Genomic DNA, 14933 nt, shown 5'->3' on the forward strand with positions numbered 1-14933 from the left:
CAGGAATGGACCACCTGGTCCACCGCTGTAACCACGACATCGCGGATCATGTAAGCTGGGCGTCTACCCACTGTCGCCCGATACGCCATTGACTTCGCACAAATCCGCGCCTGCCACCTCTTCTCCTCTCGTCACGATCGGTCGCGCCGAGCAATGGGCGACCCGATGGGTCTTCCTTGTCTCCGGCCTGGCCACCGCGATGTGGGCGGCCCTCGTGCCGTTCGCAAAAGCACGCCTCGATGTCAATGACGGCACACTGGGCCTGCTATTGCTTTGCCTGGGTGGCGGCTCCGTTGCAGCCATGCCCCTCGCCGGCGTCGCCGCGGCGCGGCTCGGTTGCCGTACGTTGATCCTGATTGCCGGCGCGCTTGTCTGCTGCACGCTGCCGCTACTCGCGACCACGGCAAGCCTTCCGCTCTTTGTCATCGCATTACTGCTGTTCGGCGCCGGCATCGGGACCCTCGACGTGGCGATGAATATGCAAGCGATCATCGTCGAGCGCGAAAGCCAACGGGTGATGATGTCCGGTTTCCATGGACTGTTCAGCGTCGGTGGCATCGCCGGTGCCGGTGGCATGAGCGTCTTGCTGGCGTGCGGCCTGTCGCCGTTGTGGGCAACGCTGGCAGGCATCACGCTGGTCGTCGCGTTATTTTTCCAGATGGCGCCCGGCCTGCTGCCTTATGCCAATCCGAAAGAGGGGCCGTGGTTCGCATTGCCTCGTGGCATCGTGCTGCTGATCGGGGCCATGACCTTTGTTGTGTTTCTCACCGAAGGTGCCGTGTTGGACTGGGGCGCGGTGTTCCTGATCCAGACACATGACATGCCTGCCTCGGGCGCCGGGCTTGGCTATGCCGCCTTTGCGACCACAATGACCATGGGCCGTCTGCTCGGGGACACGATCGTCGCACGGCTCGGCGAACGAAAGATCATCGTCGGTGGCGGACTCGGTGCCGCGGCAGGAATGTTGGCCGCGACGTGGCTGCCATGGTGGCCAGGTACCTTACTCGGCTACGCCTTGGTTGGGGCCGGGTGCGCGAATATCGTGCCCGTGCTTTTTACAGCGGTCGGGCGCCAGACACGGATGCCACAGAGCGTTGCCGTGCCGGCAATCACGACATTGGGATACGCGGGCATTCTCGCGGGTCCCGCGGCCGTCGGATTCGTCGCGCATACCAGCAGCCTGCGCTTCGGCCTCTCTTTGGTCGCGTTGCTACTGGTAGGGGTGGCGATCGCAGGCGTGATCAGTGCGACCCGCTGGACCCGTGGGCGCAACGGACGTTGAGCCCACGGGTCAGGACTATCCCGGCCCAAGGACAAAACGCCCGGATCGACTCTTCGAAATGGCACCATCTGGCGCCATCAGGCTGCCTGCCCCTGATCGTTTTCGACATGCGCCAGCCCCGGACAATTCATCAGGTCACCGGAGCCGGGTTAAACAACACCAGCGCGTTATGCAGCTTCAACGTTTCGGCGCAGGTCTTTTTCCTACCGCTGGCAACATCGAGCATGTAATGGAACAACTCCCATCCCACATCCTCGATGCTGGCGTCACCGGTAGCGATCCGCCCCGCGTCGATATCCATCAGATCGTGCCACCGGCGCGCGAGATCACTGCGGGTGGCCATTTTGATGACTGGCACTTCGGCGAGACTGTAGGGGGTACCGCGTCCGGTCGTGAACACATGCAGGTTGATCCCCGCTGCCAGTTGCAGCGTCCCGCAAATAAAGTCCGAGGCAGGCGTGGCAGCATAGATCAGGCCCTTCTGCTTTACTTTTTCGCCTGGCGCTATGACACCGCTGATCGGTGCGTTACCGGACTTGATGATCGATCCCATCGCTTTTTCGACGATGTTCGAAAGACCGCCCTTCTTGTTGCCCGGCGTGGTGTTCGCACTGCGGTCCGCACCGCCGCGCTTCAGGTAGTCATCGTACCACTGCATTTCGCGGATGATGTCCTGCGCCACCGCCGGCGTGGCGGCGCGACGCGTCAACTGATCCACGCCATCCCGCACTTCGGTCACTTCCGAGAACATCACCGTGGCACCGGCTCGTACCAGCAGGTCTGTTGCAAACCCCACCGCCGGATTGGCCGTCAGGCCGGAAAATGCATCGCTGCCGCCACATTGCACACCCACCACCAGGTCCGCCGCGGAACAGGTTTCACGCCGCCGCCGATTCAAGCGTTCGAGATGTTTCTCCGCAGTCCGCATGATCGACGCGATCATGGCGCCAAATCCAACGTTCTCGGGGTCTTGCAGCACAACCACGTCACCATTGTCGGGGGACGCGCAGGCGTCGGCGGCAACCGGCGTACCCGCCTTATCCAGCGCCGGCATGTGCACCAGCGGAATCGTGCCCGCGGGCATCAACCGTTCCGGTTGCAATTTCTCGCAGCCGAGGCTCACCATCATCACTTCGCCGCCGAAGTTCGGATTCAGACTGATATTGCGCACGGTACGAATAGGCACGATGGCATCGGGCGCATCGATCGCGACGCCGCAGCCATATGTGTGCTCCAACCCCACGACGTCATCGACGTTCGGATAGCGCGGCAGCAACTCAGCCTTGATCCGCGCCACGGCATGTTCGACCACCCCCGATACGCATTGCACCGTTGTCGTAATCGACAGGATATTGCGTGTGCCCACCGATCCGTCGGCATTACGGAAACCTTCAAAGGTAAAACCTTCGAGCGGAGGCATCGTCTTGTCACCGGCCGTGGCAATCGGTAGCCCTACCAGCGTAGGTGGCTCAGGCATCCGTGTGACGTGCTCGTTAATCCAGCTGCCGCGCGGCAACGCCTTCAACGCATAGCCGATTACCACGTCATAGCGAATGACCGGATCGCCTTCGGCCAAATCGGCCAACGCCACCTTGTGGCCTTGCGGCACTCGCTCCCGCAGCGTCAACCCGTCGGAAAACGTCGCGCCCTCGCCCAGGCCACCGTCATTGACCACAATGGCGACATTGTCATTCGGGTGCACCTTGATATAGAGGGGACTCATCACGGAACGGGTGTCCATCATTTTTTTGCCCTTTGCAGACAGTGATCTGAATTTATCGGTCATCCTACAACTAGACATCGCCTTTATCGATGTTTCTCGAACCAGTATTTACCCTATCTAGCAACTTAAAACGAACCTCCCTACCATTCGCTTTATGTTGTACGACAACCTATGAGATGCATCGTTGGCGACGTACGCACCTACCATCCACGGACGACACACGGATCATGACGACACCTCAAGAGCTCAAAACCATCGTTTCCGAAGGCCTGCTCTCCTTTCCAGTCACGGACTTCGACGAAAACGGCGATTTTCGCCCGGCTACCTATACCGAGCGGCTCGAATGGCTGGCACCGTATGGCGCGAGCGCGCTGTTTGCAGCTGGCGGCACGGGCGAGTTTTTTTCGTTGACGAAAAGCGAGTACTCGAATGTGATCCGCACAGCCACGGAAACCTGCAAGGGCAAGGTGCCGATTCTGGCCGGCGCGGGTGGCCCGACGCGCGTGGCGATTGAATATGCGCAGGAAGCGGAACGCCAAGGCGCGAACGGCATCCTGTTGATGCCGCACTATCTGACCGAAGCGAGCCCGCAGGGTATCGCGAATCACGTGGAAGAGGTGTGCAAGGCCGTCAAGAACATCGGTGTGATCGTGTACAACCGAGCGAATTCCAAGCTGAATGCCGACATCCTGGAGCCGCTGGCCGACAAGTGCCCAAACCTGATTGGCTTCAAGGACGGTGTGGGTGAAATCGAAAACATGGTGACGATCCGTCGACGCCTCGGAGATCGTTTCTCCTACCTCGGCGGCTTACCGACGGCGGAAGTCTACGCGGCAGCTTACAAGGCGCTGGGCGTGCCGGTCTATTCGTCGGCGGTATTCAACTTCATTCCGAAGACCGCAATGGCGTTCTATCATGCCATTGCAGCGGACGACCACGAAACGGTCGGCAAGCTGATCGATTCGTTCTTCCTGCCCTATCTGAAGATTCGTAATCGCTGCGCGGGTTATGCCGTCAGCATCGTCAAAGCCGGTTGCACGCTGGTGGGCCATGATGCCGGCCCGGTGCGGGCACCACTGACGGACTTGACTGCCGCCGAATCGGAAGAACTGGACGCACTGATCAAGTCACTTGGTCCGCAATAAACGCGGTCCGCCGAGCAATAGCGGCGGAAGTAACACGTTGTCACTTCTTGCGGCAATGCGACCCCCGTGGTCCTATTGTGCTCGCGGCTCCCGGTTCCTTGCCATTGACGCATTCGCGCAATGGCACGGGCAATACAACCGGGCAAGGTAAAACAACAATACCAGGGACAATCGCCATGGATGCGAGCCGGGTCGGCAGCGCCGCTGGAGTCATGAAGCGCACGAACACGCGTTTTCTGATCCTGGCAATGCTTTTTATCATCACGACGTTCAACTACGCCGATCGCGCGACGTTATCCATCACGGGTAGCGAGATGTCCAAGGAATTGGGCTTCAGCACTGTGCAGATGGGCTATATCTTTTCGGCCTTCGCCTGGTCCTACGTGATCGCCCAGGTGCCGGCCGGCTGGTTACTGGATCGTTACGGCGCGCGCCGTGTCTACGCCACCAGTATCTTCGTCTGGTCGCTGTTCACGATGATGCAAGGTGCGGTTGGCATCACCGGCTCCGCGGCCTTCGCCGTTGGCGCGTTGTTCGCGTTGCGTTTTCTGATGGGTGCGGCGGAAGCACCGGCGTTTCCGGCCAATGCCAAGGTCGTGTCGAGCTGGTTTCCAACGAAAGAACGCGGCACGGCCTCCGCCATTTTCAATTCCGCGCAATATTTCGCGGCAGTCGTGTTCACGCCGCTGATGGCTTGGATCACGCACACGTTTGGTTGGCATCACGTCTATACGGTAATGGGACTAGCGGGTATCGTGCTGTCCTTCATCTGGCTGCGGACGATGAAATCGCCTTCGCAACATCCAATGGCGAACAAGGCGGAAGTCGATTACATTCGTGACGGCGGCGGTATCGTCGACGTGATCGGCAGTACCGCATCAACCGACGGAAAACGTCGCGACCAGAGCTGGTTCTATGCGAAACAGCTGCTCAAAAGCAAAATGTTGTTGGGCATCTATCTGGCGCAGTTCTGCATTAGCGTGCTCACTTACTTTTTCCTGACCTGGTTTCCGATCTATCTCGTCCAGGCACGCCACATGACGATCCTGAAAGCGGGACTGATTGCATCGTTGCCTGCGATTTGTGGTTTTATCGGTGGCGTCTTGGGCGGTTTCATTTCAGACTGGCTGATCAAACGCGGCCACTCGCTGACCGTTGCCCGGAAGGTGCCGATCGTCACTGGCATGTTGCTCTCCTCCAGCATTATCGCCTGCAACTATGTGTCCGCCACCTGGCTGGTCGTGCTGTTCATGTCATTGGCCTTCTTTGGCAAGGGCATTGGCGCATTGGGCTGGGCCGTGGTGTCGGATACGTCGCCTAGAGAAGCAGTGGGCCTATCCGGGTCGATCTTTAATATGTTCGGCAATATCTCCGGCATCGTGACGCCGATCGTGATCGGCTATATTGTCGCCACCCGCGGCTCGTTCAACGGCGCGCTGGTCTTCGTCGGCATTAACGCACTGATTACCGTGTTTTCCTACCTGTTCATTGTTGGTGACATCAAACGATTCGAACTGAAGCAACCGTCCTGACCGAAAAGCGCGCCGCGGCTCGCGCCGAGACGTCGGCAGGTGGTGCGGGTCCGCGCCGGTATAATGATTGAAAAGAACGTGACACAATATTGTGTCTCAGACACCGTGCCGGAAAGCCCGCGTTTCTTCCCGCTTGAATCCTGAAAGGAAAATGTCATGTCCGCGTCCTTGACGTCGCTCGCCGCCCCGCGGCGTGCCCGCAATCTGGCCGGGCTCGTCGTCGACTACGTGAAAGAACGCGTAGAGGCGAACATCCTGAAACCTGGCGACAAACTGCCCACCGAGTCTCAACTGATGCTCGCCCTCGGCGTCAGTCGGACGGTCGTCCGTGAGGCCATCTCCCGCCTGCAAGCGGGTGGGGTGATCGAAACGCGTCATGGCATCGGTAGTTTCGTGCTGTCGCCGCGGCAAGAAGCCTTTGATATCGACATGGTCCCCGCGACCACGCTGCGCGACGTGCTCAGTGTGCTGGAGCTGCGCATCAGCCTTGAAACCGAATGCGCGGGTCTGGCGGCGCAGCGCGCCACTGCCGATGATGTAGCGCGGATGCAGGCCGCGCTGGAAGGGATCGAGGCCTCCCACGGTATGGTCGACAATGGCGGCACCGGCCCCAAGCAGCGGACCGAAACCACCAAAGCCTCGCTCGACACCCCATCGTCCGAAGACGTGGATGCCGGCGGTGCCCGGCGGCGCGATCGTAGCGTGTCAGCCGACCTCCAGTTCCACCTCTCCATCGCGCAAGCCACTGGAAATCGCTATTTCGTCGACATCCTGACGCAAATGGGAACCGCCTTGATTCCGCGCACCCGGATTGATTCCGCTGGTATCGCGCATGCGGACCCCAAAGCCTATATCGCCCTCGTCAATGTCGAGCACAAGAGCATCCTCGACGCGATCCGTCGTGGCGATGCCGACGGTGCCCGTGCAGCGATGCGGCTGCACTTGTCGAATAGCCGTGAACGTTTGCGCCAGGCAAGCGAACTGAACGCCGCCAAGTCAGATCCGCATGCGCAGGGTCGGCCCGTGCCCGCCGTATCCTGAACACCGGCGCGGGCCTGATATTTTCTCTGGCCTGCGCTCATTGTTCGGACAGCCAGTATCCATCGCCTTTCCCTTTCCCCCGCCTTTCCCGTCCTCTTTCTTAACGAAGCTGATGCATCGCTTTGAGAAGACGCCGCCGACAACGCGAGCATGGTGCCGACGCAAAGGTTGTCCGTCGGTCTGATTCTTCGTCGTGACCTGTTGTGTAAGCGATCGACGCACTTATTATTGGCTCTCTCAGGCGGCGACGCGTCTGCTCCTTCAGGCATGTCGTCCCCAACATCGCCTGGTCAGGTTGCTGTCGCGAGAATCGGCCAAGAGGAAGGTGAATTAGGAGACAGGACGACGATGGCGGTTCAAGGAACAGACACATATCGCGGCGAAAGATCGTATGGCACCCACGCGCTCGACGCAACCCCGTCCGCATCGGACCCACGTAGGCGAACCGTTTCTCGACGCACCCGCGGATGTAGCGATCGATGGCATCTCGCTGGAATCAGTGCCTGTATCTGGGCTGTCAGTGAAACAGCCGGCGCGGGCACCGTTACACTGTACGGTCTGGCAGATGTGGCAATTCGCTTTGAATCGAACCAGGACGCTCGCAACCGTAGCGTTGTACGCATGACCGAAGGCGCGATCTCACCAAGCCGGTTCGGCATGCGTGGCAGCGAAACATTGAGCACCGATCTGCGCGCATATTTCCAGATCGAGGCCGGCTTCGATCTGGAGACCGGCGCCATGGTCGCTGGCGGACGGCGGCTCTTTCATCGTTGGGCGTTCGTAGGACTGGAAAGCAAGCGGTTCGGCCAGATCGCGTTCGGTCGACAAGGGTCCGTGATGTTCGACTCGCTGACCACGACGTTCGACCCAATGACATTGGCAAACTACAACGGCAACAGTTGGCTCACGGGTGCATTATCCGGCGGCATTTTTCTGGATAATACAATCAAGTACCGCTTCACGCATGACGGACTGACCTTGCTTGCCGCCTACTCGATGGGGTATGACACATTCGGCACCGACGCCAACGGCTTTTCCGGCAATGTCCCCGGGCGAATTGGCGCGGGAAGCATGCGGGGCCTGGGCGCGATCTACCAAACCGGCCGGTGGGGCTTTGCCGGCATCTGGCAGCAAGGGCGGGACAACAGCAATCGGCGTCGTGATTCGTTCAATGCCGCGATGACCTACCAGCTCGGCCATACACAAATTGCCGGCGGCTACATGCATTCACGTGACAATACCGGTGGTTTGGACGCGCGCCTGAACCGCGGACTACCCGGACGCTCGCCGGCAGCCTACAAAGGGACAAACCGCCTCGACGATGGCGTCTACCTGGGCGCAACCTGGCAGCCGAATGCACATTGGCGGTTGATGGGCGCCTGGTATTTCGATCGGATGCGTAACGCGACGCATGCGTTCACCGCCGCCGGCAGTCCGATCAAAGGCATTGGCTATCGACACAGTTGGGCGCTGCATGTGCAATATGCATTCTCAAAAACCGTCTACACCTACGCGGAAGCCGACTATGGTGTGGTCACTGCGGCCGCCCGTGCAAATTTTCCGGGAAGCCGTCACCAGTACGGCGCAGCGGTCGGCATCGGAAAACGGTTCTGACGGCGTCGGCGGAGCGCGGAGAGACAGACTCGCATATCATACGAGCCTGCGCGTTCTGATCGGCGAACGACCATCTTTGTGGGCTTCCCAGGATGCGTCGCGCGATCTTTTGTTCGACTTATACGTTCGCGACGCTTATCTCGGAAACCTTGATGCCTCAGCCTGATCCCTCCTCTCCTACGCGCGGCGACTCAGCGCCCACGCCACCCGAGGCACCGTCTCAGAATCCATACACCCAGGACAGATGGCTTCCCTATTTGCCGTTCCTGGTAGCCGCCACCTTCTTCATGGAGTACCTGGACACCACGGTCCTGGCGACCGCGTTACCACAGATGGCGCACTCGTTCAACGTCGTTCCCAGCGCGCTGAGTATCGGGATGAGCGCCTACATGCTCGCGCTAGCCGTGTTCATTCCAGTAAGCGGCTGGATGGCCGACCGATTCGGCGCGAAAACAATTTTCAGCCTGGCCATCGTGATCTTCACCTTGTCATCGATCCTCTGCGGTCTGTCGGTTGGTCTTTTATCCTTTACCAGTGCGCGGATACTGCAAGGCATCGGCGGTGCAATGATGGTTCCGGTCGGGCGGTTGATCGTCGTGCGCGCGGTGGACAAGGCGGACCTGATGCGGGCGATTGCGACCATCACCTGGCCGGCAATTGCCGCGCCCGTGATCGGCCCTCCAATCGGTGGCGTGATCACAACCTATGCTTCCTGGCGCTGGATTTTCTTGCTGAATGTCCCGTTCGGCATCGCGGCGCTGATTGCCGCTGGCATCATGATCCGCAATACGCGTGGCACCACACGGCGTCCGTTGGACATCGTCGGGTTCCTCTATTGCGCGCTGGCGCTGACCGGAATCATGTACGGCACGGAACTCGCCAGCCAGCAAGACGCCAATCTTTGGATGGCGGCAGGCTGTTTCTTCGGCGGCATTTTGATGGGGACCATCGCGGTCCGGCACCTGCGCGGACATGCGAATCCCCTGATGGATCTGTCGGCCATGCGTGTGCCGACGTTTTCGGTGACGGTCCTCAGCGGCACAATGACGCGGATCGGCATCAACGCCATTCCATTCCTATTGCCACTGCTCTTTCAAGTCGGCTTCGGCATGTCGGCGTTCCATTCCGGTATCCTGCTGTTCGTCAGCGCGCTCGGAAATTTCGGGATGAAGGCGGTGACAACCAAGGTGCTGATGCGCTTTGGATTCCGCGGCACTTCGCTGGTCGATGTGACGATCGCCGGCATCGTCATGATCGCGTGTGGCTTCTTGACGCCCGATACGCCAATGGCCGTCACGCTGATCGTGATTTTTATCTACGGCTGTACGCGGTCGATGCAGTTTTCGTTGCTGGCTACACTGGCGTATGCCGATATTCCGAAGGACCAGGTCAACAGTGCAAATACGCTATGGAATGCAGCGCTGCAGATGGCCATCGGACTCGGCATCGCCTTTGGCGCATTGGGCCTTAGAATTGCTGCTTCGCTACGGGCCGGTGATGACGCCCATGCCACGCACCATTTGGTGCTGTCCGATTTTCGGCTCGCGTTCGTGGCAACGGGCGTCGTCACCTTCCTCTCACTGTACGGTTATTGGCGCCTGGCACCACAGGCCGGCCGGCATTTGAGCGAAAAATAACATCGCGAGCAAACGGCTAGGCGGGAGTAGCACCCGTCCGCAACAGCTTGTTGTAGCGGGCAATCGCGCGATCGCGCTTCAATTGGGACAAGCGTTCGATCCAGAACACCCCGTCGAGTTGATCGATTTCGTGCTGGTGGCATACGGCGCGAAATCCATCCGCCTCCTCTACCTGCTCCGCTCCGTCCAGGTCTTGATATCGCAACCGTATCTTGGCGCTGCGACTCACCTTCTCCACCACACCCGGCATCGACACGCTCCCCTCGTCATGGACGATCATCTCGTCGGCACGCCAAACAATTTCAGGATTGACATAGCAGCGTGGGGACGGATCGTCAGGCAACGCCAGCACGACCACGCGTTGCGCCATGCCGATATGCGGACCCGTAATGCCCACGCCGTCGACAGTCAGCATTGTTGCATGCAGGTCGTGCGCCAAGGTACGAAGCGCTTCATCGAACACGGTCACCGGCTGCGCCGCGGCATGCAGTGCCGGATGCGGATAACGGACAATGGGGCGAGCAGGCAAGATGGGGGCTCCTTGAAAGCGAATCCCGCATCGTACACCGACACAAGATGCATCGTCGCATTGCTATACTGGTTGTCGGGGTCGGACGATGGCGCAACGGCCTGCCGCGCTATCATGCGCCCTGAACGTCGATAACGATACAGGAGAAACACCATGCAGATTCATCGAATGATCACGATTACCCTGGCCGGAGCAGGCCTCGCTTTAGGCGCACTGACGGCCAACGCGCAAAACGCGGCATCCGCGCCCTTGTCACCCGCCGACAAAGGCGATATCGCCCAATCCGCTACGCATGCCGACAAGAAAGCCAGCAAGGCCCGGAAAAAGGCCATCAAGGCGCAGAAGAAAGCCGAGGCGAAGGATGCCGAGTGATCCGGGAAGGGGTGAAAAGACCTATCCCGCATGACACAGGGAGTGGAGCATGTTTCAGATTCGCGAGATGACGATCGACGATTACGACGGGGTTCGAGCGATGTGGGAAGCCACACCGGGCGTCTCCGTGCGCGACGCCGACTCGAAAGCGGCCGTCACACGATATCTATTGCGAAACCCCGCCCTGAGTTTCGTCGCCCTGGCCGATGACCAGATGGTTGCCACGATCATGGCCGGGCATGATGGCCGACGTGGCTATTTGCAACATCTGGTCGTGCTGCCAGCCTATCGTCGACGCGGTATCGCCAATGCCCTCGTCGAGCAAACGCTCGCGGCACTCGAAGCACTCGGTATCCATAAGAGCCATCTCGAAGTGCTATGCACCAACGTCGAGGGCGCTGCCTTTTGGGCTAGACAGGGTTGGCAACGCCGCGATGACATCACGCGATATTCATTCATCCGTAACGCCGGAGCGAATTGTTGAGCGTGTATTGCGAGATGCGCCTCATAGCTCCCCTTGACGCGCGGCAACCATGCCGTCATTGAATTTCTTGTAGAACGCCGCATACGCTTCCGCTTTGTCCGCCCCACCCTCGGCAAAGCGCAGCGGCTTTACACGCTCCACGAGGATTTCCGTCGCATCCGGCTGCGTTTCCAGGATGGTAAGCACTTCATCAATGAAATCCTTCAACGGCATCGCGTTCGGATCATTGGCTTGGCGCTCTCCCATCAAGCCCGTTTGCACATACGGCGGCACCAGTTCCAATACCTGCAAGGGGGTGTCCTTGACCTGATAACGCAGTGACTGCGTGTAAGAGTGGATCGCGGCCTTCGTCGCGGCGTAGGTTGGCGTCATGGAAAGCGGCAGATACGCCAGCCCTGACGACACCGTCATCAATGCCCCGTTTTGCTGCGCGGTCAAATGCGACAGCAACGCGGCCGTCAAGCGAATCGGCCCCAACAGGTTCGTGGCGATGGTCTCCTCCGCTGTTTCGGTCTCGCCCTTCAGCAGCGCCTCGTTCCTCATGATCCCGGCATTTTGAATGACGACGTTCAGCGCCGGGAATGCCGACGTCAGTTGCGTGGCGAATGTCTTGATGGCTTCAGTGCGAGTAATATCCAGTGTCAACGCCGCCATGCCAGGATTTGCCACCAATGTCTCCTCCAATGCATCGCGACGCCGCCCCGAAATGATTACCTGATTGCCGCGCTTGTGAAAGGCTTCCGCCAACGCACGGCCAATACCTGATCCGCCGCCGGTGATCAAGATCGTGTTTCCGGTCATTTGCATGATGTGTTGCTCCTTCGAAAGAGGGATGTTGCTTTGTAAGCTCGCCGGCACGCACGTCCGCGAAATCGTGGAACGGATCGCGGACCAATGCGCCATGGCCGTACTTGAAACCCTCGGAAAGCATGGCACACTTCGCTTCACGTAGTTATCCGCTCGAATTGGCAATGTCGGCCAGAAGACGTTGACCAAAACAGAGCCCCAAATGGAAACCGACGACTTGGTGTAGTGGACCGTTTCCGCCATTATTTAACCGGGTCAAATACCCACTCACAGACATGGCACACAGTCTCGGGTCAGCATGCTGCGACTTCTGGTGGGGGTCGAGCGAAATGGCCAAGCCATGGCCAACGCTCGCCCCATGCCGCCTTGATATGAGAAACCGCAGGCAGGTAAGCCAACGCGTAACGACGGGCGCGGTCGCATCCACCCTACTTTTAAAATAGAATGCTTTAGTAATCTGACTGACGCGCCATGGATTTGATTGTTCTCATGGTATGCGTTGCGCTTTACAATTTTCTTTCTACGGATGTTCGATGGCCTATCCCTGGCAATATTTCCGCGCCGGCGGCGTGGATCAGGTTGCAATTCGCTCCGGTGCGGACCTGGCGCATCTTCGTGAACTGGATCAAAAACAATGGGTTGCGCTCGCTTGCCCCACCCGCGGCCTGGAGTTCGATGCCCGCACGCTCGACCTGCTCGATACCGATAACGACGGCCGTATTCGTCCCCCCGAGCTAATCGCCGCGTGCGAGTGGGCGTCCGCGCAATTACGCGATCCGGATGATCTGATCCAAGGCGGAGACGCCATCACAGTCGAACAGATCGCCGAGAAGGAAGAAGATTCGGCAGGCTTGATCATAGAAGCAAAGCGCATCCTCGAACTGCTGGGCAAGTCGCCTGATGCGCCGTTGACCCTTCAGGACGTCAGCGATCGCAGCAAGCTGATCTCGGCGATGCGATTCAATGGCGACGGTGTCATTACGCCCGATACTGCCGCGGATGATGAGACCGTCAGAACCACCTTGGAAAAAATTATCGCAACGCAAGGCGCGGTAAAGGATCTAAGCAGTGCCGATGGCGTAAATCTGGAAAAATCCGATGCATTTTTCGCGAATGCGGTGGCCTTACGCGATTGGCACGCCAAGAACGCCGGGGATGAGGCCATCATGCCGTTCGGCGAAGGCACGGCCGCGGCCGCTGAAGCCTTCGACGCAGTACGCACCAAGATCGACGACTTTTTCGCACGTTGCAGCTTGGCCGCCTATGACGCACGCGCGACCGACGAGCTTAATCCTTCGCAAGACAACTACAAGGCGATCAGTACGCTATCGCTTTCCAGCAGCGCGCCTGAGATCGCCAGTCTGCCGCTCGCGCCGGTCCAACCGGGTCGGCCCTTACCGCTATTAGGCGATACTGTGAATCCAGCGTGGAGCAATGCGCTTGGCACGTTCTACCGCGCGGCGTTTGCACCGCAATTCGGCCAGTCCCAGACAACCCAGCCCACCATGACGCAGTTGCAATGGCAAACATTGCAGAATCGCCTGGCACCATACCGCCAGTGGAGCAGTACACGGCCGGCGTCGAGTCTGGACAGCCTGACAATCGACGAAATCACGCAGATCGCCAATAGCGACACGCAGGCAGCCATTAATGCATTGATTGAAGAAGACAAGGCAATTGAGCCGCATAACGCTCGGATCGTCGATCTCGAACGGCTGCTGCGCTACAAGCGCGATCTGCTCCGCCTCGTGCATAACTTCGTTTCGTTCAAGGATTTCTATCGCCGCGATGGGGCGATCTTCGAAGCCGGCAAGCTTTACCTGGACAGTCGCAGTTGCGACCTGACCGTTGAAGTTGCCGATATGAACCGGCATGCGCAGCTTGCCGGAATGGCGAAGGCTTGCCTTGCATATTGCGAATGCCGTCGGCTGAACCAGAAAATGAATATCGTATCGGCGTTCACTGCGGGATCGACGGATTTCCTTTTCGTCGGCCGCAACGGCGTGTTTTATGACCGCCAAGGCAACGACTGGGACGCAACCATCGTCAAGCTGATAGATAACCCGACCAATGTCTGGCAGGCCTTCCTGTCACCGTATAAGAAATTCATCCGCGCGATCGAGGAGCAGGTCGCCAAGCGCGCCGCCGCCAGCGATGCGAAAGTCCAAGGCAATCTCGGTTCGCTGGCGACCAACATCGCATCGACAAACGCCACAACCGCTGCAACGGCGGCCGATCCGAAAGCCGCGGCAATCAACAGCAAGATCGATGTAGGCACCGTCGCCGCACTGGGCGTGGCTCTCGGCAGCATCAGCGCCGTGATCGTCGGGGTCTTCGGCAAATTCGTTGAATTGGGATGGTGGATACCGGTCGCCCTAATCGGCATCATCATTGCGATTTCCGGGCCAAGCATGGCAATTGCCTGGCTGAAGCTGCGGGAACGCAGCCTCGGACCTATTCTGGATGCCAGTGGCTGGGCCATCAATGGCCGCATGAAGGTCAATGTCCGGCTTGGAACGATGTTGTCGCAGACCGCGCGTATCCCGCTTTCTTCGCGGCCTGTCAAGGACCCCTACGCGGATCGACACACGGGCGGTTATATCACCGCGACCTTGTTGGTCCTGGCCGTCGTGGCGATCGTTGGCTGGCGCTTCGGCTGGGCTAACCGCTGGCTACCAGCCGGTGCGCATTTCGCCACCGTGCAGGCACGTGTTACCGGCGCGACACCCGCCACGCCACCGGCACGATAGGCGTCAACCACCAACCA

General features: G+C 59.3%; 12 protein-coding genes. 9 read left to right on the forward strand and 3 right to left on the reverse strand.

Going from position 1 to position 14933, the window contains the following annotated elements:
* Nucleotides 1–88 precede the first annotated feature (88 nt).
* Nucleotides 89–1282 (forward strand): MFS transporter, encoded by a 1194-nt coding sequence (locus SJQ66_RS01395; protein ID WP_046153627.1) that lies wholly within the window; start codon nucleotides 89–91, stop codon nucleotides 1280–1282.
* A gap of 130 nt (nucleotides 1283–1412) precedes the next feature.
* Here the strand turns inward: SJQ66_RS01395 and garD are convergent, their stop codons facing one another.
* Complete coding sequence (garD, locus tag SJQ66_RS01400) at nucleotides 1413–3023, reverse strand: galactarate dehydratase (protein WP_253556593.1); 1611 nt, start codon at nucleotides 3021–3023, stop codon at nucleotides 1413–1415.
* A gap of 209 nt (nucleotides 3024–3232) precedes the next feature.
* Between garD and kdgD the strand changes: the two genes are divergently transcribed.
* The 5 genes from kdgD (at nucleotide 3233) to SJQ66_RS01425 (ending at nucleotide 9974) form a co-directional block, all read left to right on the forward strand.
* Nucleotides 3233–4150: a 5-dehydro-4-deoxyglucarate dehydratase gene (kdgD, locus tag SJQ66_RS01405; RefSeq protein ID WP_024903704.1), complete on the forward strand. Its 918-nt coding sequence runs from the start codon at nucleotides 3233–3235 to the stop codon at nucleotides 4148–4150.
* Nucleotides 4151–4326: 176 nt separating this feature from the next.
* On the forward strand, nucleotides 4327–5682 hold the full coding sequence (locus SJQ66_RS01410) for an MFS transporter (RefSeq protein ID WP_024903703.1): 1356 nt from the start codon (nucleotides 4327–4329) through the stop codon (nucleotides 5680–5682).
* Nucleotides 5683–5838: 156 nt separating this feature from the next.
* Complete coding sequence (locus tag SJQ66_RS01415; protein WP_024903702.1) at nucleotides 5839–6723, forward strand: FadR/GntR family transcriptional regulator; 885 nt, start codon at nucleotides 5839–5841, stop codon at nucleotides 6721–6723.
* A 348-nt stretch (nucleotides 6724–7071) separates the two neighbouring features.
* The gene (locus SJQ66_RS01420) at nucleotides 7072–8337 is read left to right on the forward strand and encodes a porin (protein ID WP_320533779.1); all 1266 of its coding nucleotides are present in this window, start codon (nucleotides 7072–7074) and stop codon (nucleotides 8335–8337) included.
* Between the two features lie 152 nt (nucleotides 8338–8489).
* A complete protein-coding gene (locus SJQ66_RS01425) occupies nucleotides 8490–9974 on the forward strand; it encodes an MFS transporter (protein ID WP_046153642.1) in 1485 nt (494 codons plus the stop codon).
* A 16-nt stretch (nucleotides 9975–9990) separates the two neighbouring features.
* On the opposite strand, the gene SJQ66_RS01430 is transcribed toward SJQ66_RS01425, so the two are convergent.
* On the reverse strand, nucleotides 9991–10503 hold the full coding sequence (locus tag SJQ66_RS01430; protein ID WP_320533780.1) for a peptide deformylase: 513 nt from the start codon (nucleotides 10501–10503) through the stop codon (nucleotides 9991–9993).
* A 153-nt stretch (nucleotides 10504–10656) separates the two neighbouring features.
* On the opposite strand from SJQ66_RS01430, the gene SJQ66_RS01435 reads away from it, so the two are divergent.
* Nucleotides 10657–10875 carry a hypothetical protein gene (locus SJQ66_RS01435; protein WP_024903698.1) on the forward strand — a complete coding sequence of 73 codons (219 nt, stop codon included), beginning with the start codon at nucleotides 10657–10659 and terminating at the stop codon, nucleotides 10873–10875.
* A 49-nt stretch (nucleotides 10876–10924) separates the two neighbouring features.
* Nucleotides 10925–11359, forward strand: a complete 435-nt coding sequence (locus tag SJQ66_RS01440; RefSeq protein WP_024903697.1) for a GNAT family N-acetyltransferase — start codon at nucleotides 10925–10927, stop codon at nucleotides 11357–11359.
* A gap of 21 nt (nucleotides 11360–11380) precedes the next feature.
* Here the strand turns inward: SJQ66_RS01440 and SJQ66_RS01445 are convergent, their stop codons facing one another.
* Nucleotides 11381–12166, reverse strand: coding sequence for an SDR family oxidoreductase (locus tag SJQ66_RS01445; protein ID WP_024903696.1), 786 nt, complete (start codon nucleotides 12164–12166; stop codon nucleotides 11381–11383).
* A 533-nt stretch (nucleotides 12167–12699) separates the two neighbouring features.
* Here SJQ66_RS01445 and SJQ66_RS01450 point away from each other — a divergent pair.
* Nucleotides 12700–14916, forward strand: a complete 2217-nt coding sequence (locus SJQ66_RS01450; RefSeq protein WP_024903695.1) for a hypothetical protein — start codon at nucleotides 12700–12702, stop codon at nucleotides 14914–14916.
* Nucleotides 14917–14933: the final 17 nt, after the last annotated feature.

Origin of the sequence: Robbsia andropogonis (genome assembly GCF_034047095.1) — a bacterium.
In the GTDB taxonomy this organism is placed as follows: Bacteria; Pseudomonadota; Gammaproteobacteria; order Burkholderiales; family Burkholderiaceae; genus Robbsia; species Robbsia andropogonis.